This window comes from Brevundimonas sp. CURTG3B2_SDJG (genome assembly GCF_057364705.1).
Map to the genome: position 1 here is coordinate 1 of NZ_JBNFOJ010000019.1, position 19,684 is coordinate 19,684.

Annotated in this window: 21 protein-coding genes and 1 pseudogene; 8 read left to right on the top strand and 14 right to left on the bottom strand. The window is 70.2% G+C overall.

The window, feature by feature from the left end; genetic code table 11:
* Both AC2W7C_RS02200 and AC2W7C_RS02205 read right to left on the bottom strand, forming a co-directional pair.
* On the bottom strand, positions 1–1,161 hold a 1,161-nt coding region (locus AC2W7C_RS02200; protein ID WP_485999975.1), incomplete at its 3' end, for a DUF2793 domain-containing protein.
* A gap of 146 nt (positions 1,162–1,307) precedes the next feature.
* Positions 1,308–1,787 carry a DUF4112 domain-containing protein gene (locus AC2W7C_RS02205; RefSeq protein WP_485999976.1) on the bottom strand — a complete coding sequence of 160 codons (480 nt, stop codon included), beginning with the start codon at positions 1,785–1,787 and terminating at the stop codon, positions 1,308–1,310.
* 30 nt (positions 1,788–1,817) lie between these two features.
* On the opposite strand from AC2W7C_RS02205, the gene AC2W7C_RS02210 reads away from it, so the two are divergent.
* Positions 1,818–2,801, top strand: coding sequence for an endonuclease/exonuclease/phosphatase family protein (locus tag AC2W7C_RS02210; RefSeq protein WP_485999977.1), 984 nt, complete (start codon positions 1,818–1,820; stop codon positions 2,799–2,801).
* On the opposite strand, the gene AC2W7C_RS02215 is transcribed toward AC2W7C_RS02210, so the two are convergent.
* The 8 genes and pseudogenes from AC2W7C_RS02215 to AC2W7C_RS02250 form a co-directional block, all read right to left on the bottom strand.
* Positions 2,782–3,999 carry a CCA tRNA nucleotidyltransferase gene (locus AC2W7C_RS02215; protein WP_485999978.1) on the bottom strand — a complete coding sequence of 406 codons (1,218 nt, stop codon included), beginning with the start codon at positions 3,997–3,999 and terminating at the stop codon, positions 2,782–2,784. The genes AC2W7C_RS02210 and AC2W7C_RS02215 overlap by 20 nt on opposite strands.
* Positions 3,996–4,658, bottom strand: a complete 663-nt coding sequence (locus tag AC2W7C_RS02220) for a CoA pyrophosphatase (RefSeq protein WP_485999979.1) — start codon at positions 4,656–4,658, stop codon at positions 3,996–3,998. The genes AC2W7C_RS02215 and AC2W7C_RS02220 overlap by 4 nt, the downstream gene beginning before the upstream one ends.
* Positions 4,655–4,900: a DUF1285 family C-terminal domain-containing protein gene (locus AC2W7C_RS02225; RefSeq protein ID WP_485999994.1), complete on the bottom strand. Its 246-nt coding sequence runs from the start codon at positions 4,898–4,900 to the stop codon at positions 4,655–4,657. The genes AC2W7C_RS02220 and AC2W7C_RS02225 overlap by 4 nt, the downstream gene beginning before the upstream one ends.
* A 105-nt stretch (positions 4,901–5,005) precedes the next feature.
* Positions 5,006–5,217: pseudogene (locus tag AC2W7C_RS02230) on the bottom strand (DUF1285 domain-containing protein); the annotation flags it as partial.
* 56 nt (positions 5,218–5,273) lie between these two features.
* Positions 5,274–6,443, bottom strand: coding sequence for a hypothetical protein (locus tag AC2W7C_RS02235; protein WP_485999980.1), 1,170 nt, complete (start codon positions 6,441–6,443; stop codon positions 5,274–5,276).
* A 25-nt stretch (positions 6,444–6,468) separates the two neighbouring features.
* Positions 6,469–6,999 (bottom strand): GNAT family N-acetyltransferase, encoded by a 531-nt coding sequence (locus tag AC2W7C_RS02240; RefSeq protein WP_485999981.1) that lies wholly within the window; start codon positions 6,997–6,999, stop codon positions 6,469–6,471.
* A 32-nt stretch (positions 7,000–7,031) separates the two neighbouring features.
* Positions 7,032–7,805, bottom strand: a complete 774-nt coding sequence (locus AC2W7C_RS02245) for an enoyl-CoA hydratase (protein ID WP_485999982.1) — start codon at positions 7,803–7,805, stop codon at positions 7,032–7,034.
* Positions 7,802–8,890, bottom strand: a complete 1,089-nt coding sequence (locus AC2W7C_RS02250) for an MBL fold metallo-hydrolase (protein WP_485999983.1) — start codon at positions 8,888–8,890, stop codon at positions 7,802–7,804. Before AC2W7C_RS02250 ends, AC2W7C_RS02245 begins: the two co-directional genes overlap by 4 nt.
* Positions 8,891–9,040: 150 nt before the next feature.
* Between AC2W7C_RS02250 and AC2W7C_RS02255 the strand changes: the two genes are divergently transcribed.
* The 6 genes from AC2W7C_RS02255 (at position 9,041) to AC2W7C_RS02280 (ending at position 13,490) form a co-directional block, all read left to right on the top strand.
* Entirely contained in the window at positions 9,041–9,706 is a 666-nt protein-coding gene (locus tag AC2W7C_RS02255) for a hypothetical protein (RefSeq protein ID WP_485999984.1), read from the top strand.
* A gap of 14 nt (positions 9,707–9,720) precedes the next feature.
* Positions 9,721–10,029, top strand: coding sequence for a hypothetical protein (locus AC2W7C_RS02260; protein ID WP_485999985.1), 309 nt, complete (start codon positions 9,721–9,723; stop codon positions 10,027–10,029).
* Between the two features lie 109 nt (positions 10,030–10,138).
* On the top strand, positions 10,139–10,936 hold the full coding sequence (gene xth, locus AC2W7C_RS02265) for an exodeoxyribonuclease III (protein ID WP_485999986.1): 798 nt from the start codon (positions 10,139–10,141) through the stop codon (positions 10,934–10,936).
* A gap of 11 nt (positions 10,937–10,947) precedes the next feature.
* Complete coding sequence (locus tag AC2W7C_RS02270) at positions 10,948–11,454, top strand: hypothetical protein (protein ID WP_485999995.1); 507 nt, start codon at positions 10,948–10,950, stop codon at positions 11,452–11,454.
* A gap of 80 nt (positions 11,455–11,534) precedes the next feature.
* Entirely contained in the window at positions 11,535–12,437 is a 903-nt protein-coding gene (locus tag AC2W7C_RS02275; protein ID WP_485999987.1) for a cobalamin biosynthesis protein CbiG, read from the top strand.
* A gap of 45 nt (positions 12,438–12,482) precedes the next feature.
* Positions 12,483–13,490 (top strand): glycerophosphodiester phosphodiesterase family protein, encoded by a 1,008-nt coding sequence (locus AC2W7C_RS02280; RefSeq protein ID WP_485999988.1) that lies wholly within the window; start codon positions 12,483–12,485, stop codon positions 13,488–13,490.
* Between the two features lie 172 nt (positions 13,491–13,662).
* On the opposite strand, the gene glyS is transcribed toward AC2W7C_RS02280, so the two are convergent.
* Complete coding sequence (gene glyS, locus AC2W7C_RS02285; RefSeq protein ID WP_485999989.1) at positions 13,663–15,723, bottom strand: glycine--tRNA ligase subunit beta; 2,061 nt, start codon at positions 15,721–15,723, stop codon at positions 13,663–13,665.
* Positions 15,723–16,610: a glycine--tRNA ligase subunit alpha gene (locus tag AC2W7C_RS02290; RefSeq protein ID WP_485999990.1), complete on the bottom strand. Its 888-nt coding sequence runs from the start codon at positions 16,608–16,610 to the stop codon at positions 15,723–15,725. The genes glyS and AC2W7C_RS02290 overlap by 1 nt, the downstream gene beginning before the upstream one ends.
* Positions 16,611–16,705: 95 nt before the next feature.
* Here AC2W7C_RS02290 and AC2W7C_RS02295 point away from each other — a divergent pair, with 95 nt between their 5' ends.
* On the top strand, positions 16,706–17,473 hold the full coding sequence (locus tag AC2W7C_RS02295) for a polysaccharide deacetylase family protein (protein WP_485999991.1): 768 nt from the start codon (positions 16,706–16,708) through the stop codon (positions 17,471–17,473).
* Between the two features lie 384 nt (positions 17,474–17,857).
* Here the strand turns inward: AC2W7C_RS02295 and AC2W7C_RS02300 are convergent, their stop codons facing one another.
* Positions 17,858–18,730: a hypothetical protein gene (locus AC2W7C_RS02300; RefSeq protein ID WP_485999992.1), complete on the bottom strand. Its 873-nt coding sequence runs from the start codon at positions 18,728–18,730 to the stop codon at positions 17,858–17,860.
* A 99-nt stretch (positions 18,731–18,829) separates the two neighbouring features.
* Positions 18,830–19,684, bottom strand: an 855-nt coding sequence (locus AC2W7C_RS02305; RefSeq protein ID WP_485999993.1) for a fasciclin domain-containing protein, incomplete at its 5' end; no start/stop codon positions are given.

The window sequence follows — 19,684 nt, forward strand, 5'->3', positions numbered from 1 at the left end:
GCGCCGCCGCCACCGGCCGAGTCGGGTCGTTCGCGGCTGTCGCCCACGGCACCGGGCGCGATCAGGCTGGAGGCTCCGCCGCCGTTCGATCGCGGCGCGCCCCGCGCCCTCCCCCGCCCTCCTGTTCCATTCGACGCGGCGCCGCCCGCCCCGCCCTCCCCGCCGGCGGCTGTGAGGATCGAGGTCGATCCGAGCGCGATCACCGTGTCGCCACCCGAGCTTCCAGCCGAGGCCGTCCCTCCAGCTCCCCCGCTCCCGACCATGATCGTCAGTCCGTCGGCCAGCCGGTCCGCGGGCCAGGTCGCGCGGGCGATCCCGCCTGCTCCGCCTCCACCGCCCCCGTGTCGATCGCCCGAAGCTCCGAACGCGCCCGGATCCTCCGCCGCCGCCGCCGGCTACGGCCGCGACCTCCACCGGATCGGGCCCAGGCCGGCGCGTCCAGGACCCGTCGGACGTCAGCACCGTCGTCTCGCGCCGGCCCGCGCCCTGGCCGAAGGTCACGCGCCCGGTCGCGCGATCGACGCTGAAGGCGTTCAGCCAGGCTTCGCCGTCGGAACTGACATTGAGGGCCAGGTTGTCGTCGCCGATCAGGCCCAACTCCGCCCGGCCGCCGTATCCCGACTGGAACAACAGCGACAGGACGTCGGCCGCGGTTTCCTTGTTCAGCGTGAGCCTGAGATCGCCGTCGCCGCCGGAGGCCGCCTCCCGCGCCGTCCACAGCGCCCTGTTCAGCTTGGCTGCGAACGGATTGTTCGCGTCCGCGTTGGTCCCGATCCCAAGCGTCACCAGCGGGCCGACATCACCCAGGGTTTCGCCCAAGCGCTCCCAGCCCCCCTCCCGGCGAACCACGAACTCCCTAGCGTCAGCGACGAAGGCCAGCATGCCCTGGGGTGCGTCGACCACCGTCCACGCGCCCGCTTCGGCACGAACCAGGTCTCCTTGCGAGAAGGCCTTCCAGGCCGCCCCGTCGGCGTCGGCGGGCAGGATGTGAAGGTCGCCGTCTATGGGTGCGGCCGGCTGGATCGCGAGCGTCCGACTGACGATGGTCGCTTGAACCAGGGCGTCCAGACGCGTCAGCGCCTCGTTCAACGTCACGTGCTTCTGCATCTGGCTGGCGGCCAGATAAGGCAGGGCCAGCCGAGGGGATTGGTCGTCGCTCATCGCAATCTCCGAAATCGATGTCGGAGATCAGTCTGAGCTCGCGGCCAGCCCAGGCGCGTTCATGACGCTGAAGCAAACACCTAAGTCATATGGATCAATGGATTAGGCGATTTCGGTTCGCTGGGAATTCCGAAATGTCCCTACGCTCAGTCGTGCAAATAGACGATCCGCTTGAGCTTCGGATCGGTTCGGACGGTTTCGAGATGCCGCTCGTGTTCGCCCGACGCCTTGGCCTGGCGCTCGCTGCTCTCGACCCAGTGGGTGCTTTCGATGTGCTTCTGCAGGGCCTTGGCGGCCAGGAGATGCCCGGGGAAGAGGACGTCCACTACGCTAGGCACGAAATCCAGGAAGGGCACCTCGCCGATGGCGGTCGTGGCGCTGTCCAGACCCAGGTAGGCTAGCATCTGGACCACGGTGCCGGGCGGGGCCTTGGCCCGTGTCGCCTGGACCAGAAGCCAGCCGGCGGCGCCCACGCTGTAGACGGTGCCCACAACCGGCACCCAGGTCAGCAAGCCGTCCATGCCTATGCCGAATGGGCCGATCCCGACCGCCCGGTCGGACAATTTCTTCACGCCCTCGACATTGGACCAGATTTTCTCGATATCGCGGATGGTCCGTCTGGCCATGCACCCCTCCAAGCGAGCCCATAACGCGCCATGACGACCCGCGTTCACCTTAAAGAACCCGCCCGCCTGTCGCTGGCAAGGCTGGCGTTCCATCTCTGCGCCCTCGCGGCCCTCTCGGCGCCTTTGCCGATCGCCCTGGCCGCCCTCAGTGGCGTGGGTCATCGTTGGATCGACATCCTCGCCCAGTTCACCGCGCCGGCGCTGGCGGCGACCCTCCTGCTCACGGTCGCCTTCGCTGTGGTCCGCAGCTGGCGATGGGTGCTGGCGGCGACAGGCGTGGCCGCCCTGCTCCTCGTCGCCGTCTGGCCGCAGTGGTTCCCGTCCGTCGGCCGGTCCCAGCCAGGCGCGCCCACGCTGCGGCTCTACTCGGCCAATCTGTACTATCTGAACAACGACGTCCCCGCGATCCGCCGGTCGATCGAGGAGGCCGATGCGGACGTCGTGGTCTTGATCGAGCTGGGCCGTGAACCGGCGCAGCAAGCCGACGAGATCCTCGAGGGTTATCCGCATCGGGTGGCGTCGGTCCGACTGGATCAGACCCGCGGCCCCTCGCGCTCGGTGATCGCGTCGCGCTATCCGCTGACGCCGCTACGCGATCCCCCCGACGGTCTGCACTCGGTCGGCGCTATCGCCCGCACGCCCCTGGGGCCGGTGAACATCGTCGGCGTCCACCTGACCCGGCCCTGGCCCTACCAGTTCCAGTGGGGCCAGATCACCCAGACGATGGCCCTGACCGACATCCGCCGCAGTCTGGAAGGACCGGTGATCGTCGCGGGCGACTTCAACAGCATCTCCAGCGCCCGAATCGGCCGGCAGGTGCGAGACGACATGGGCCTGATCCCCGCGCCGGGCTTCCCGGGCACCTGGCCGGACGCCCTGCCCTCAGCGTTCGGGATCACGATCGACCAGGTCTACCGGTCGCCCGATCTGGCCCTGCTGGACCGAAGGCTTGGCCGGCCCGCCGGCTCAGACCACCGGCCGGTGGTGACCGAATTCACCCGCGCGGCGGATTGACCAGGGCCGCCAGCCGTTCGGCGTGTCCGTCCGCCGGAAAATCGTCGGCGATCCAGCCTTCCTCGAACGCCTTCAACATCCGTCCGGTCTCGGGCCCGGGCGCCACGCCCAGGCGCGCCACGTCCTTGCCGCCCACCGGCATGGCGGGCGGGATCCAGTTGGCCGCCACCGCCTGAAGCCGCGCCGCGTCGAGGATCCGCCCGGGCTCCTCCGCCTCTCGCCTCCGCAGGGCGTCCGCGATTGCTTGGCGGCCATGGCGATAGATCGCCGCCCGCGCCTGCGCCTCGCTCATCCCCAGATCCACCGCGGGCATGGCCAAGGCGAAGGCCGTCAGGCGGTCGCGCGTCGCATTGGAAAAGCGCAGCCGCGCCGAAGCCTCGCGCATCGCCTGCGGCTGCACCGGAAACAGGGCCGCCAGCCTCGCCACCGGATCGTTCGTCAGATCGACCGTCGGGTCGAACAGATCAAGGGTTCGAGCTTCCGGCAGCACCTGCGCCAGGACGCCCGCGTCGGCCATCGCCCGCATCGCCGGACGAGGATCCGGCGCGGCCAGCAGTTTCATCAGCTCCTTCGACACCCGCTCGGCCGACAGCCGCTCCATGCCCGCTCTTTCGGCCCGGCAGGCGGCCAGGCCGGCGGTGTCGGGCTCGCCGCGCCCGTACCAGGCGAAGAACCGGAAGAAGCGCAGAATGCGCAGGTAGTCCTCGCGGATCCGCCGTTCCGGATCGCCCACGAAGATGACCCGTCCGGCCGCGGCGTCGGCCACGCCCTCCCCGGTCGGGTCGAAGATCTCCCCTTCGCCGTCGGCATAGAGCGCGTTCAAACGGAAATCGCGCCGCGCCGCGTCCTCGGCCCAGTCGTCGGTGAAGGCCACCGTGGCGTTGCGCCCGTCGGTCGAGACATCCCGGCGCAGCGTCGTGATCTCGAACGGGGTGCGTTCCGCCACCGCCGTGACGGTGCCGTGCTCGATCCCCGTCGGCACGGCCTTCAGCCCTGCGGCGCGAATCGCCCTCGCAGTCTCCTCGGGCTTCAGAACGGTGGCGATGTCGATGTCGTCGATCGGCCTCCCCATCAGGGCATTGCGCACGCAGCCGCCGACGAACCGCGCGCAGCCGGAGCCGCCGGCCGCCTCCAGCGCCGTCATCACCGCGCGCGTCGCCGGAGCGGAGAGCCAGGCCTGGCCTTCCAAACGGCTCATGCGGCGTCCTCGCCCGCGGCGGCCAGGGGCGCGGCTTCGTCGCCGTACAGTCGGATCTGCAGCGCCCGCAGGATGCCCGCGGTCACGCCCCAGATGTAGCGCTGCTCATACGGCACCGCCCAGAACCAGCGCCGGGGCTGGCCTTCGCGGTCATAGAAGTCCCGCCGGTGGTTGGCGGGATCCATCAGGAAGTCCCAGGGCGTCTCAAACACCTCGGCGACCTCTTCAGGCGACGGCCTGGTCACGGGGGGCTGGGCCAGCCATCCCACCACCGGCGTGACCAGGAAGCCGGTGCCGGTTTCATAAGGATCGCCGATCCCCATCACCTCGACCAAGGCTGGGTCCAGCGCCACTTCTTCGAAAGCCTCCCGCAAGGCTGCCGCCACGGCCGTCTCGCCAGGGTCCAGGCGGCCGCCGGCGAAGGCGATCTGACCTGTGTGGCTGGCCAAGCTGTCGGACCGGCGCGTCATCAGGACGGTCGCGCCCTCGGGCCGCGCGATCACCGGGATCAGCACCGCGGCCGGCCGCAGGGCTCGGCCCGGCCTTTCCGCGTCGGGGTTCAGGTCAAAGTCCGAACGCACAGCGCGGGCGTCCGCCGACCAGGCCGACGCGGGCGCCAGGCGTTCGGCCAATCGCCGCCTCAGCGTCGCCAGGCTCATGCGACGCCGGCCCCGATCGGCCCCAGGGCGAAGGCGACCCCGTTGGATCGCACCGCCAGTCGGCCATCCTCGACCTTCGCCGCCTCGACCAGTTCATAAAATACGGACCGCGCGATGCGAGCCCAAAGGTCCGCGCGCACATGAATCCGTGGCGCGGGTTCGCCGGTCGCCAGGTCCGTCTCGACCACCAGCGGGTGGTCGGATCCCGCCTCGACCTCGTCGCCGACGTCGGTGACGAACACCAGAGCCGCGCCCCGCCGGTCCGCCGAGACCGCTCGGAAGGGCAGATCCTCGACGCGAATGGTCAGTTTTTCGGCAGGCGTGACCAGGCAGTAGCCGTCGGGGTCCTTGCGCAGGACAGTCGAGAACAGCCGCACCAGTTCCGGCCGCCGATCGGCGACCCTTCATGCATCCAGACTCCGTCGCGACGGATGACGATGTCGATGTCGCCGCAGTGCGCCGGGTTCCACAGGTGAACCGGCGGCAAACCGCGCCCAGGCGCCTGCCTCGCCGCCTCGGCGACGACGGCCAATCCAGTGGCTGGAGGAGACTCGGCCATGACCGAGATTTACGCTCGCAAGGCCTCTGCGCAACCAGGCTTCGCCATCCCGAGGCTCAGAAGTCCCGCGCGGCGTCGAACCACGCCTGCGCCTCGGCCGCCGTGACCAATCCGGGGGTCAGGCCCGCCAGTCGATCCACCGCCGTTCCAACGTCCTCGCGTTCGCTCGTCTCGACGCCCGGCAGGCCGTTGATCGCAGCGACGAAGGCCTCCACGGCGGCCCTCGCCTCGGCGGCCGAACGGGCCTTGCCCACCGCTGCGGCGGCGGTCTTGTAGGCCTTGCCGGCCTTCTTGCCCATCTTCTCGGGCCACCAGGCGAAGGGCGCGCCGTACTCGGTCGCGAACCAGGCGGCGTCGCGGGGGGCGGAAACGTTCGCATACTCCGTCAGCCGACCGGAGGCGGCCAGCTGCGCGACCTGCCGCTTGAGGTTCGAAGCCGCGCCCTTGTCGATGTTGGCGGCGATGAAACCGGTCAGGTCCGGGAAGTCTGCCAGCGGCGGCAATCCGGACAGGTCCGGGCAGAACCGGATGGCTAGGTGTCGCAGTCCGATCAGTCGCGACAGCGCGTCCAGATTCGTCAGGGCCCCGGACAGGGTCAGGCTTTCCAGGCGCTCGAACTGCAGCAGGGAGGCGCAATCGAACGCCGGTCCCATTGGGCCCACGCCCACCGTCACGCTTCGGGCCGTCGCCAGACCGCCCTGGCTGGGCAAGGCCAGCGTCCTTCCCTTACCGCGCCGCGCCAGCTGGAACTCAAGATCGGGAACCTTCCGCCCCATGCCGGCGACCTTCAGGCGGTCCGGGTCGCCTTCGATGCTCAGCGTCCCGACATCCTGAACGCCCGCGAGCGACAGCTCCAGGTCCGCGTCGGCGAGCCTCAGTTCCAGAGTCCCGATCCGCGCACCCGCGAGATCGAGCTTGGCGGGCCCGGCAGGCCGCCAGCTGAAATCCTCGATGGGCCGACCTCTCGACCAGGCCGCGAAGCCCGTGTCCCGCCCGTGGTAGTGGAAGAATCGCGGCCAGGGGTAACCGGCGGGCACGGTCAATCCGTCGAACGCGCCCCAATCCACCGCCGCGTCGGTTTCGACGACGGCGTCCACCTTGCGAACGCCGGGCATCCCCCTGGGGCCGATGGCGAGACTGCCCTGCCCGGCCTCGACCGAAAGGGTGTGGCTGCCCGGCCCCGTCAGATTGAGCGTGAAGGGTGTGTCGCTGGGTCGAACCGGCATGAGGTCTCCGCGCGGTGGAGCTTGCCTAACCCGGTAGGGGGCGGACCGTTCCGACCGATCGGTCAGGCGCTGGCGCGCACGTCCCCGGCGGCGTCGCCCTCGCCCAGCCACAGCACGCGGTGTTGATCGACCGGGCCGGCAGCCGAGCGCTGGGAGCGGCCGCGAAGCCGAACCGCCCGAAATACGGCGGATCGCCGACCAGAAGCACCCCTCGCCCTGTCGCTTCCGCATGAGTCACGCAAGCTTTGACCAGGTCGGCTCCGAGCCCGCTCCGGCGGCGGTCGGTCGCGACCGCGATTGGCCCTAGGAACATGGCCGGGCGACCGTCCACGGTGATCGCCCATAGACGCACCGAGCCGACGAGCCGGCCCCCGTCGCGGGCCACGAAGCCGGCGGCGATGGCGGCCCGTTCGCGCAGGCGTTCGGCGGTCTTGGCGAAGCGTCCCGGACCGAAGGCGGCCAGCACCAGCGCCTCCACCGACGCGGCGTCGGCGGGCGTTTCGGCGTCGATGCGCACGGGGCTGGGAGCGGCGGCGTCATACATGGAGGCGCGCACCTAAGGCCCGCGTCCCCGCGAATCAACCGATATCAGCCGGCCTTCGAGAAATCGGGCGCGCGCTTCTGGGTGAAGGCCATGAAGGCCTCCATCGCCTCGGGGCTCTTCATCTGGCTGCCGAAGGCCTCGCCCTCGCGCTGCATCAGGGTCCACAGCCGCTCCGAATCCCGCATCAGGGCCTTGGTCTTTCGAATGGAATTGGGTGCCCGCGAGGCCAGCTTGCCGGCCAGCTCCGCCGCCGACGCTTCGACCTGATCGGCCGGAACAGCCCGGTTCGCCAGGCCCCAGGTCAGGGCGGTGCGGCCGTCGATCGGCTCGCCCAGGGCGAAGACCTCGAACGCGCGCTGGTGGCCCAGCACCGCCGGCAACAGCAGCGAGGACGCGGCCTCGGGAGCTAGCGCCAGGTTGATGAAGGGCGCCGACAGCAGGGCGTCCTCGGCCACCACCACCATGTCGCAATGCAGCAGCAGGGTCAGGCCGATGCCGACGGCCCGCCCGCGCACGGCCGCCACCGCCGGCTTGTCCAGATCGGCCAGGGCCTTCAGGAACCGGAACACCGACATGTCCAACGGCGTCTGCGTCTGCGAGCCGATGGCGATGAAGTCGGCGATGTCGTTGCCGGCCGAGAAGCTGTCGCCCTCCCCCCGGAACAGCAGCACACGCACGGCGTCGTCGGCGCGGGCCCGTTCGGTCGCGTCGGACAGCGCGGCGTACATCGCCTGGGTGATGGCGTTCTTCTTCTCGGGTCGGGCCAGGGTGACGGTCAGGACCCCGCCGGCCAGTTCGGTCTTGATGTGGTCGGTCATGCCGCCTCCCCTTGATCGACAGCGCTCCACCAGTCGACGCCGTCCGCGTCTCGGCTTCGGACGGCGCGCCCCTGGCGGAGCAGATAGTTCAGGTGCGCGATGCTTTCGCCTGTCGCCATTCCTCGCACGCCGTCGCCCACCGGGCGGGCGAACAGGGCGGAAAAGACGTCCACGGCGCGGCGGGGCTCCTGCAAGGCGCGCTCCAGACGCCTGAGCGCCACGTGGTGGCCCCGGATCAGGGCGTCCAGCCGGGTCTGCACGCCCCGGAAGGGCTCGCCATGCGAAGGCAGGACCAGCACGTCGTCCGGGAAGACGGTCTTCATTCGCTCCAGCGATACCAGCCAATCGCCCAGGGGATCGGCCTCGGCCTCGGTCGGCCAGACCGACACATTGGAGGAGATCTTCGGCAGGATCTGGTCGCCGCCCAGCACGATCCCGTCGCCCTCGCGCCACAGGCAGGCATGCTCCGGACTGTGCCCCTCGCCGACGACCACCCGCCAATCCTGGCCGCCGATGCGCACATGTTCGCCGTCGCGCATCCGCACATAGGCGGCGGGCATGGGCGACACCGCCCGCCCGAACTGGCCGAACTCGCTGCGGTAGCGTTCCAGTTGGGGCTCGTCCCAACCGGCCGCGCGGTAGAAGACCGCGCCGCTCTCCGGCGCCGGCTGGCCCGTGTCCGCCAGCAGCATCCGCGCCATCACATATTCCAGCCGCGTCATCAGCAGCGGCGCCGAGAAGCGCTCGCAAAGCCAGCCGGCCAGGCCGATGTGGTCCGGATGCATGTGAGTGCAGATCACCTGGGTCACCGGCCGTCCGCCCAGCGGCCCGGCCAGAAGCGCGTCCCATTCGGCCTGGGTCGTGGACAGCTTCAGCCCAGTGTCGACCAGCGCCCATCCCTCGCCGTCCCGCACGGCGTAGACGTTGATGTGATTGAGGGCCATCGGCATGGCCAGACGCATCCACAGCACGTCCGGCGCGACCCAGGTCCCCTCGCCCGACGCGGGCGGCGCCCCGAACGGATAGGTCAGCCCGCGCTCGATCGGCGCCGCTGAGGTTTCGGGGGGGATGGCGCCGTCCGGCAAGTCCGTCTCCAATCGCAACTCAGGCATGGATAGCCCGAACCATCCGCGGCAGTCCAGCGTTCCCCTTCACGCCTTGACCCCGCCTCATGCGCTGGCCAAGGGTGTCGCCGACGATTTCCTTCCGGAGTTTCCCTCGTGTTGAACAGAAAGATGCTCGGCCTGGCCGGCGCGCTCGCGCTGTCGCTCTGCATGGCCGCCCAGCCCGCACTCGCCCAGCAACCGCCTTCCGGCGACCGCACAGGGACGGATCGCGCCACCAGCGCAACCAGCGCCACCCGAAGCGACCGGCCTCAGTCGGGCCAAGTCAACGAACGTGAGGAAGCCCGCGACTACGGCTCACGCCGCCCGCCCCGTCGCCAGCAGCGGGGAGCGCGCGCGACCCAGAACCCGGAGCAGGTCAAGGCCGCCGCCCAGGCGCAACTGACGGCCGCCGGCGTCACCTGTGAGGTGACCGAGGCGATCAACCCGGGAACCATCGGCCAGGCCCAGGTGTACGAGGCGGCCTGCGCCAATGCGTCGGGCTACCTGCTGATCGCCAATACGCCGCCGCAGGCCTTCAGCTGCATCGAGCTGGCCGGTACGGCCGCCATCGCGCGTGCACGCGATCCCAACGCCGACGTCGCCAGCAGTGCGCGCTGCCGGCCAACCAGAACGGCCTGGCGGTCATCGGCGGTTGGGCGCGCGAAGCCGGCGTCACCTGCAACATCGACGCGGCTCAGGCCATCGGCAAGAACGGTGACGCCATCGTCTACGAGATCGGTTGCGCCGGCGTCGACGGCTACTGGCTGCAGAAGGCCGCCTCGGGCTGGGACCTGAAGGATTGCCTGCTGGTGAACTCGTCGGGCGGGCAGTGCATTTTTACAACCAGCCAAGAGCAGGCCGACACCCTGGAAGCCAAGCTGGCCGGAACGCCCGCCGCCGCTTGCGACGTCACCCAGGTCCGCATGATGGGCTTCAACGCCAACGGCAAGTTCTACGAGGTGAAATGCGCCGCCGAGGGCGAAGGTTACGTCGCCCGGATCGGCGCCGACGGCGTCACGCAGGAAACCTATCCCTGCGCCACCGCCCAGCGCATCGGCGGCGGCTGCACCTTGACGGCGGCCCCGGCCGAGGCGGCGCCCTCGGGCGGCCGCCCGTAGGGAAGCATTCTCCAAGTCTGCGACGACGCCCCGGAGGAAACTCCGGGGCGTTTCTCGTTTGGGCGATCACCGCTTCACAGAGCCCCCCGACGCGCCTTAGCTTGGGGCCATGCGTATCGCCACCTGGAACGTGAACTCCGTCAACGCGCGCCTGCCTACGGTGCTGGCCTGGCTGGAGGCGGCGCAGCCCGACGTGGTCGGCTTCCAGGAGATCAAATGCCTGGACGAGAAATTTCCGCGCGAGGCGTTCGAGAGCCTGGGCTACAACGTCGAGACCAACGGACAGAAGACCTACAACGGCGTCGCCCTGCTGTCGAAGCACCCGATGAGCGATGTCCGCCGGGGCCTGCCGGGCGTGGATGCCTCGGGCTATGAGGCCGAGGCCGAGCAGGCCCGCTACATCGAGGCGGTGATCGAAACTTCCCGACCCATCCGGGTGGGCTGCCTGTATCTGCCCAACGGCAATCCGATCGGGACCGAGAAATTCGCCTACAAGCTGGCCTGGATGGATCGGCTCCAGGCCCATGCGAAGGCCTTGCTGGCGCAGGAGGAGGCCTTCACCCTGTGCGGCGACTACAACGTCATCCCAACGCCGGGGGACGCCAAGAACCCGACCGCCTGGATCACCGACGCCTTGTTCCAGCCCGAGAGCCGCGCCGCCTTCCGCGCCCTGCGCTACCTGGGCCTGTCCGACGCCGGCGAGCTGGGCCGCCAGCCGCCCGGGACCTACACCTTCTGGGACTACCAGGCCGGCGCCTGGCAGCGAGACCACGGCATCCGCATCGACTTTCACCTGCTCTCGCCCCAGGCCGCCGATCGGTTCCGCGGGGTCGAGACGCATCGGGACGCCCGCGACATGGACAAGCCGTCGGACCACGTGCCCGTCGTGGTCGAACTGGAGGACTGACCTTGGGAGAGGTGCTCCGGGTGGTCCTGCTGGTGGCGCTGGCCGCGGCGGCGCTGACCACAGGGGCGCTGATCCTGGCCTGGTGGATGGAGCCGGTCCGCCGAATGCGCCGGACATTGGTCAAGTCGCTGGGCGCGGTTCCCGAGGCCGAGGCCCTCTCGCCCGCGGAAGGCCGCGCCGCCGGCCTGGACTTCGACGGGGCGCAGGTGGCGGTGCTGTGGAACCGCGGCGGCGCCGGCCTGGTCTATGCCTTTGAGGAGATCGAGGGCGGCGAGATCATCGTCGACGGCCACGTGGTGGCGCGGGTGCGCCGGGGCGAGACCCGTAAGTCCCTGGACATCCTGGTCCCCGACGCCGAGCAGGTGGTGCTGCGCCTGATGTTCGACGACGCGCGCCATCCCGAGTTCGAACTGGCCCTGTGGGACGCCGCCTTGCCCGTGCAGACCGGTTCGCCCGGCGAGGCGCTGCGCCTCGGCCGTCGCTGGCTATCGCATCTCGAAGCCCTGCTGAGGGGTTGAGCAGGTTCGCCCTTCCGGCGAACGGCCGGGGGCGCTAGAAGCCCGCATCCCGTTTCGCGTACTGCCTGAAGGAGGCCGCCGTGGCCCGCCTGTTCGACGCCTATATCATTGCCGACTGGACGGCCGCCGAGGGCAAGAAGCTCGGCGACCAGTCGGTCTGGGTCGGCGTGGCCAAGCGCGACGTCCGGTTCCGACTCTACACCGAGACCCACAACGTCGCCACGCGCGCCGAGGGCGAGGCCCTGCTAGCCAGCCTCCTGGCCGACCACAGGAAGCGCGGCGACCGGGTGCTGGTCGGCTTCGACTTCAACTTCGGCTATCCCGCCGGCACGTCCGCGCGCCTGAAGCTGGACGGGACGCCCTGGTCGGCGATGTGGAAATTCCTGGCCGCCAACGTCGTGGACAAGGCCGACAACACCAACAACCGATATCAGGTGGCGGCCAAGATGAACCGCCTCATGACAGACAGTGCGTGGCCGTTCTGGGGCGCGCCGGCCAAGCAGGCGCAACGCTGGCTGACCACAACCAAGCCGCCCGCCGCGCGCGCCGACATCCCCGAGTTCCGCGCCACCGAGGCGGCCGCGAAGAAGGGTAAGCTGCAGCCCAAGTCCGTCTGGCAGATGCATGGCGCGGGCGCCATGGGCGGACAGACGATGACCGGCGTCCCCGTGGTGCGCCGCCTTCTGGAGGCCTTGGGGCCGTCGGGGGCGGTCTGGCCCTTCGGCACCGGCTGGCGCGCCCTTGACGCCGCGGACGTGGAGCCCCTGTCGGCCCTGATCGTCGAAGTCTGGCCGTCGATGTTCCCCACCAAACCCGAGACGGGTGAGTTCAAGGACCAGGCCCAGGTGCGGTCCGTCGCCGAAGCCCTGGCCCACATGGACGAGGTCGGCGACCTGGCCAAGGCCTTCGCCCCGCCCAAGGGCGCGACCGAGGACCTGATCGCCCGGGTGGAGCAGGAAGAGGGCTGGATCCTGGGGGTCTGACGCCGGCGTCATCCTCCTGTCTTCGCCCTGCCCTATCCGGCGGGCATGATCCGGCTCATCCTGACCGCCCTGCTGATCCTCGTCGGGAGCCCGGCCGTGGCCGAACCCTTGATCATCGCCCACCGCGGCGCCTCGGGCGAGCGGCCCGAGCACACCCGGGCGGCCTATGAGCGGGCCATCGCCCAGGGCGCGGACGTCATCGAGCCGGACCTGGTGATGACCCGCGACGGCGTGCTGGTGGTCCGGCATGAGAACGAGATCGGCGGCACGACCGACGTCGCGGACCGGCCCGAGTACGCCGCGCGGCGAGCGACCAAGACCGTGGACGGCCAGACGGTCACCGGCTGGTTCGCCGAGGACTTCACCCTGGCCGAGCTGAAGACGCTGAGGGCCCGCGAGCGGCTGCCCGAGCTCAGGCCCGCCAACACCGCCTGGGACAGGCGCGAGCCGATCCTGACCTTCGAGGAGGTGCTGGACCTGGCCCGGGAGGCCTCGGCGCGGACGGGACGGACCATCGGCGTGGCCCCGGAGCTGAAGCATCCCTCCTACTTCGCCGCCCACGGTCTGCTCATGGAGAACGCCTTCGTGGCCGTGCTGGAGCGGCGCGGCCTGACCGGGGCGGACGCGCCGGTGCTGGCGCAGTGCTTCGAGGCCGGGCCGCTTGAACGGCTGAGCGCCCGGATCGACACGCCCCTGCTGCAGCTGATGGCGGCGGAGGGCGGGCCGTTCGACCGGCCGGACGTCGGCTATGCGCAGATGGCGACGCCCGAAGGCCTGGCCGCGATCGCCCGCTACGCCGGCTGGGTGGGGGTCGAGACGGCCCTGATCGAGCCGACGCCGGGGACGCCCTCGGCCCTGATCGGCGACGCCCACGCGGCGGGCCTGAAGGTCGCCGCCTGGACCTTCCGCGCCGAGAATGCCTTCCTGCCGGAGGCGGAGCCGGGCCGGGCGAGGACCGCGGCGCACGGAAGACTGCGCGAGCGGCTGGCCCGGTTTGCGGGGTACGGGCTGGACGCGGCCTTCATGGACCAGCCGGGCCTGGCGGGGCGGTAGGGCGCGCCTCCCCTCCTCCTTTCGTCATCCCGGGGCGCGCAGCGACCCCGGGACCCAGCGGCACCGAAGCGCAGCGGAGGCGATGGTTCAGCGAACCGTGCGTGTGACAGCTTCGCGCTCTCGCGCGCCGCTGGGTCCCGGCCTTCGCCGGATGACGAAAGGACGAAGTGACCTATCCCGCGATCTGGCCGAAGTCGGCCACCCGGCCCATGACGCCGCGAACTTGTCCAAGCAATTTCAACCGGTTGTCACGTTCTTCCGCGATGTCCGAATTGACCATCACGGAGGTGAAGAAGGCGTCCACCGGCGCGCGCAGGGCGGCCAGGGCGGTCATGGCGGCGGCGAAGTCCTCGGTCTCCAGGGCGGCGTCCACGGCCGTCGACGCGCCGCGCGGCGAAGCGAGCGCGGTCTCCTCGGCCGGCTGGTTCGGCAGGCCGGTCTGGACCAAGCCCTCCGGCAGCGGTCCCTTCTTCTCCTCGGCCCTGAGGATGTTGGACGCGCGCTTGTAGCCCGCCAGCAGGTTCGCCCCGTCGTCGGTGGCGAGGAAGGCGGCCAGAGCCTCGACCCGGCGCACGATGCGGACGAGGTCGTCGTCGCCGAGCGCGAAAACGGCGGCCACGAGATCGTGGCGCTGGCCCTGATCACGCAAGAGGACGGTCAGGCGGTCGGCGAAGAAGGCGAGCACTTCGGTTTCGACAGACCGCTTGTCGACCATGCGCTGGATGTTGGCCTGAGCCGCGAGAGCTGCACTGACCGCCCCTTCGGCGAGGCCGATCCGCACCCCGTTCTCCAGCACCAGCCGGATCACACCCAGCGCCGCGCGACGCAAGGCGAACGGATCCTTCGAACCGGTGGGCTTCTCGTCGATGGCGAAGAAACCAACCAGCGTGTCGAGCTTGTCGGCCAGCGAGACGGCGACCGTCAGCGGGGCAGTCGGCACCGTGTCCGAGGGACCCTGTGGCTTGTAGTGGTCGCGGATGGCGTCGGCGATGGCGTCGGGTTCGCCAAAGGCGCGGGCGTAGTAGCCGCCCATGATCCCCTGCAGTTCCGGGAACTCGCCGACCATGCCCGAGGCGAGGTCGGCCTTGGCCAGGCGGGCGCCCTGTTCGGCCTGGTCGGGGTCGGCGCCGACCAGGGGGGCGATCTCGCGAGCCAGGGCGGCGATGCGGTCGACCCGCTCGGCCAGCGTGCCCAGCTTGGCGTGGAAGGTGACGCCTTGGAGCTTCTTCGACCAGGCCTCGAAGCCGGTCTTCAGGTCCTCGTCCCAGAAGAAGCGGGCGTCGTTCAGGCGGGCGCTCAACACCCGCGAGTTGCCGGCGGCTAGGGCCTTGCCGCCGTCCGTGGCCTCGACGTTGGCCACCACGACGAAGTGCGGGGCCAGACCATGCTTGGCCGGGTCGCGGACGGCGAAATACTTCTGGTGGACCTTCATCGACAAGCGGATGACCTCAGGCGGGAGGTCGAGGAACTGCGGGTCCATGTCACCCAGGATCGGGGTCGGCCATTCGGCCAGGCCCGCGACCTCGTCCAGCAGGCCGTCGTCGTCGACCAGGGCCAGGCCCTTGTCGGCGCAGACCTTCTGGGCGGCCTCCAGGATGCGCAGCTTGCGGTCGGCGACGTCCAGCAGGACGAACTCGCGCTCCAGCTTCGCCCGGTAGTCCTCGAAGGACTTGACGGCGAACGGCTGGCCCGAGCCCAGGAAGCGGTGGCCCTCGGTCAGGTCGCCGCTTGGGATCCCGTCGATCTCGAACGGGACCACATGGCCGTCGAACACGGCGACGATCCGCTTCAGCGGACGCACCCAGCGCAGCGTGCCCGAACCCCAGCGCATGGACTTGGGCCAGGGGAAGGTCCGGACGAGCTGGTCGACCATGCCGGGGATCAGGTCCGCCGTGGACTGGCCCTTCTGGCTGATGACGGCGAACAGCACGCCGTCGCGTTCGACCAGCTGGTCGCGGGTCAGGCCGGTCTTGCGCAGGAAGCCGTCCAGCGCCTGTTCGGGCGCCGAGGCCTTGGGCCCCTTCAGCTCTTCCTCGCGGTCGGGCGTGGCGGCGGGCAGGCCCTCGACGACCAGGGTCAGACGGCGCGGGCCGGCGAACGTGGTCAGCGCCTCATAGGACAGGCCGGCGGCCTTGAGGCGCTCGGCGGCCATGCGCTCCAGGTCGCGCGCGGCGCCCGGCTGCATGCGGGCGGGAATCTCTTCCGAGAACAGTTCGAGGAGAAGCTGGGGCATCAGGCGGTTTTCCGCTCTTGTTCGACGTAGGCCGTGGCGCAGGCCTTACACAGCTCGCGGATGCGGCCGATGTAGCTCTGGCGCTCGGCGACGGCGATGGCGCCGCGGGCGTCCATCAGGTTGAACAGGTGCGACGCCTTCAAGACCTGGTCGTAGGCGGGCAGGACCAGGGGCTGGCCCTGCGGGCCCGTCATCGCCAGCAGGCGCGAGACCTCGGCGACCATGTCCTCGAACCGGCGCTTCAGGCCGTCGACGTCGTAGCCGTGGAAGTTGGCCTCGGACTGCTGACGCTCGTTCTCCAGGAAGACCTCGCCGTAGGTCAGCCCCTCCTTGGTGAACTTCAGGTCGTAGACGTTGTCGACGCCCTGGACGTACATGGCCAGGCGTTCCAGGCCGTAGGTCAGCTCGCCGGAGACCACGTCCACCTCGATGCCGCCGACACCTTGGAAGTAGGTGAACTGGGTCACCTCCATGCCGTCGCACCAGACCTCCCAGCCCAGGCCCCAGGCCCCGACCGTGGGGTTCTCCCAGTCGTCCTCGACGAAACGGATGTCGTGCAGGCTGGGATCGATGCCGATGGCGCGCAGCGAGCCGAGGTAGAGCTCCTGCAGATTGTCGGGATTCGGCTTCAGAATGACTTGGTACTGGTAATAGTGTTGTAATCTATTGGGATTTTCGCCGTAGCGACCGTCGCCAGGGCGGCGGCTGGGCTGGACGTAGGCCGCCTTCCAGGGCTTGGAGCCCAAGGCGCGCAGGACCGTGGCCGGGTGAAGCGTGCCCGCGCCGACCTCGATGTCATAGGGCTGCAGGATCGCGCAGCCCTGATCGCCCCAGTATTTGTGGAGCGTCAGAATCAGGTCCTGGAAGGCGAGCGGTTCGGTCGTCACGGCAGGCTTTTTCGTCCGGGGAAGAAGGCCGCGGACCCTAGACGGGCGGCCCTTTGGCGGCAAGGCGACGCCATACGGTTCCTTAAGCGCGGCAGGTGCAATCTGCACCCATGAAGCAGATCGACCAGATGCGGCGCCGAGCGGCGCGCTATCTCGACGTGGAGGCGGTGGAGATCGCCCCGGCCCGGGGCGTGTTCTCGATGAGCTTCGACGACATCCCGGCGACCGCCTGGACCGAGGCAGGGCCGATCCTGGCCGAGCATGGGGTCAAGGCGACCTATTATGTCTGCGGCGGCCTGGCGGGCCAGCGGAACATGGACCGCGACCAGTTCGTAGAGCGACATCTGCAGGAGTTGCACGCGGCGGGCCACGAGGTCGGCTGCCACACCTTCGGCCACACCAGCGTGCTGCGCATGGACTCCGCGGCGCTGAAGCTGAGCCTGGACGCCAATGCGGCGTGGGTGGGCGAGCGGCTGGGCGGCTACCGGATGACCACTTTCGCCTATCCGTTCGGCGATGCGACGGTGTCGGCCAAGCGGCACGTGCGCGGCCGGTTCAACCTGGGGCGCGGGGTCCGCGACGGGGTCAACGCGGGCCGAGAGGACCGAGGGCTGATCAAGTCGATCGGTCTGGAGAGCCGTCGGCTGCCCCACTACGACCTGGAAGGGCTGATGACCGAGGCGGCGGCGTCGAGAGGCTGGCTGACGGCCTACGCTCACGACGTCTCAGACGACCCAACCGACTACGGCTGCACGCCGGACGACCTGGACCGGGTGCTGCGCATGGCCAGGGCCGCCGGGCTGGAGATCCGGCCGGTGGGCGAGGCGTGGACGACGGTGAAAAACACCGTCCGGAGCGTCTGACGGGCCTGAAGTCGGCGGCGCTTCGTCCTGCGGATGGGAAAAACACCGTGCGACGCGTGCAACGCGTGCAATGGCAGGGTTCAACCGAGCGCCTTGGGGGACTGAATTGTCAAAGACCGTCGGAGGAACCCTAACGACGTGATGCGTCAGAAGCGGACGTAGGTTTCGGGCCCTGCCCATCTTTCGTCATCCCGGCGAAGGCCGGGATCTAGCGGTGCGGTTGCGCGAAGCTGCCGCGCGTGCGGCATGCTGCCTCTCGCCTTCCGCCCGCCTCCGCCGGCGTGCAGCGCCGCTGGCTCCCCGGGGTCGCTGCGCGCCCCGGGATACGAAGAAATCAGGCGGCCTGAGCCAACTCCCCCGCCTTCCTTGCATCCGCCCACTTGATCAGGGCGCGCGCGGCCAGGCGACGATCCAGGACCGGGCGGTGTACTCGCCCTTCTCGATCAGGGCCGCGCGCGTGGGTGAGCTGGTCGCGGCGCGTTGGGTGTGGATCTCGCCCGGCCCCTGGTGGACCAGGAAGGCGCCGTGCTTCAGCGGATTGATCCGCAGATAGGCCAGGCGCGGGCTGATCTGCTCCAGCGGCGGGTCGTAGAACCAGGACGAGCCCAGCATGCCGGCCATCTCGGGGCGGCGCTTCAGGATCTCGGCCGCGGTGGCCCAGGCGCGGTCCCAGCCGGCCTCGTTGAAGTCGCCGAGTTCGCGGCTTTCGGTGTGGACCTCCAGCCAGGGCTTCCAGGCCTGGGCGGCCGCGTAGGCCGGGATCACCGACCAGCCCCACCCCTCGCGCGCATGGCGCAGGATCTGGCCCGGCCCCATGGGCGACGACAGGTCGATCATCTGCGTGCGGGCACCGGGCACGCTGAGGACCAGCGAGATGCGCACGTCCTTGGCCCAGAAGTCGCGGTCGTAGGGGTTCGCGCCGTCGGTCAAGAAGGCGGCGAGACGCCCGATCCACTCCGGATAAAGCTCCAACGACGCCTGGGGCAGGTCCGCGGCGGGGACGCGCGCGGGCATCTCCAGCCCCCAGATGGCGACAAGGGCGCGACGATGATCGTCGGTGAGCGCGGGGCCGAAGGCGGCCTGGAGCGCCTCTTCCGCGCGATGACCCGGCTGGTCGAAGTCCCAGTGCGGAGCCGAGGCGGCGGCGGCGGCGGCGGCGGCCTCCTTGATGGCGTGGAGGCGGGCGCGGTCCTCGGACGGAACGCGGTTCAGAACGGCCTCGAACGCGGCGATGTGGGCGGGCGTGAGCGTTTCCATGCGCTCAGCTTACCCACCACCGGTTTGCCGACCGTTAAACCCAGACGAGAGAAAGGCGGCGGGCCGGAGCCCGCCGCCTTCGTCACTCCGAAAGGCCGTTCAGTTCGGCCGCGGAGTCGGGGCCGGCCTGGGAGCCGGCGTCGGCGCCGGATTGGCCGGATCCTCCTCGTCGTCCACCTGCCCGTCGGTCGGGTTGCGCACCGGCGGCGACTGTACGGTGGTGGTCACCGCCGAAGGCTGGCCGCTCGGCACCGTCGCACCGGGCGAGGCGGGGCGAGTGGTCTCGGTGATCCCTGTCGGGTTCGGCGTCGGCGTGGCGGCGGCTGGCGACGGCGGAGCCGCCGGGGAATCGGCGTCGGTGTCGCCGGGCAGGGGCGGTGTCGTCTCGGCCGGCGGGGTCGTCGCGGGGGCTTCGTCCGCCGTCGTCTCATCCGCCGGGGTGGCGGCGGCCGGGGCCTCCTCATCGCCGACGGCGGCCATGGACTGGGCCGGGTTCAGAACCTTGTCGATGACGAAGACCGCGCCGTTGGAGGCGTCGATGTCGGCGCGAGTGATGGTCGCCCCGTCGATCTTGAGCGACTCGCCCGTGCCGTCCAGCAGGACCTGGGTGCGGCTGGCCGTCTCGACGCCGCCGCGGGCGCCCTGGATCTGCCGCGACGAAACGTCGGCCACGATCACGTGGTAGAGAAGCAGGTTGCGCAGCTCCTGGGCGTTGGCGGGATCCAGAAGACGCGTGCGCTCGGCCTCGGGCATGGCGGCGAAGGCCTCGTCCGTGGGAGCGAAGATCGAGACGGCCGGGCGGCTGCGCAGGGTGTCCGTCAGCTGGGCCCGGTCAAGGGCGGCCAGCAGGGTGGTGAAATTGCCTTGGGCGCGGAGCACGTCGATCACGTTATTGGCCTGACGCCGGGCGCCGCGGCCTGCGCGGCCGGGGGCTTGGGCCGGGGCCGGGGCGGC

Excerpts from the sequence above, each read along its gene's own strand:
- AC2W7C_RS02255 (WP_485999984.1), top strand. The coding sequence starts at position 9,041 with ATGCTCGGCCTGGCCGGCGCGCTCGCGCTGTCGCTCTGCATGGCCGCC.
- AC2W7C_RS02245 (WP_485999982.1), bottom strand. The coding sequence starts at position 7,805 with ATGACCGACCACATCAAGACCGAACTGGCCGGCGGGGTCCTGACCGTC.
- xth (WP_485999986.1), top strand. The coding sequence starts at position 10,139 with ATGCGTATCGCCACCTGGAACGTGAACTCCGTCAACGCGCGCCTGCCT.
- glyS (WP_485999989.1), bottom strand. The coding sequence starts at position 15,723 with ATGCCCCAGCTTCTCCTCGAACTGTTCTCGGAAGAGATTCCCGCCCGC.
- AC2W7C_RS02235 (WP_485999980.1), bottom strand. The coding sequence starts at position 6,443 with ATGCCGGTTCGACCCAGCGACACACCCTTCACGCTCAATCTGACGGGG.
- AC2W7C_RS02215 (WP_485999978.1), bottom strand. The coding sequence starts at position 3,999 with ATGAGCCGTTTGGAAGGCCAGGCCTGGCTCTCCGCTCCGGCGACGCGC.
- AC2W7C_RS02210 (WP_485999977.1), top strand. The coding sequence starts at position 1,818 with ATGACGACCCGCGTTCACCTTAAAGAACCCGCCCGCCTGTCGCTGGCA.
- AC2W7C_RS02205 (WP_485999976.1), bottom strand. The coding sequence starts at position 1,787 with ATGGCCAGACGGACCATCCGCGATATCGAGAAAATCTGGTCCAATGTC.
- AC2W7C_RS02300 (WP_485999992.1), bottom strand. The coding sequence starts at position 18,730 with ATGGAAACGCTCACGCCCGCCCACATCGCCGCGTTCGAGGCCGTTCTG.
- AC2W7C_RS02280 (WP_485999988.1), top strand. The coding sequence starts at position 12,483 with ATGATCCGGCTCATCCTGACCGCCCTGCTGATCCTCGTCGGGAGCCCG.
- AC2W7C_RS02220 (WP_485999979.1), bottom strand. The coding sequence starts at position 4,658 with ATGAGCCTGGCGACGCTGAGGCGGCGATTGGCCGAACGCCTGGCGCCC.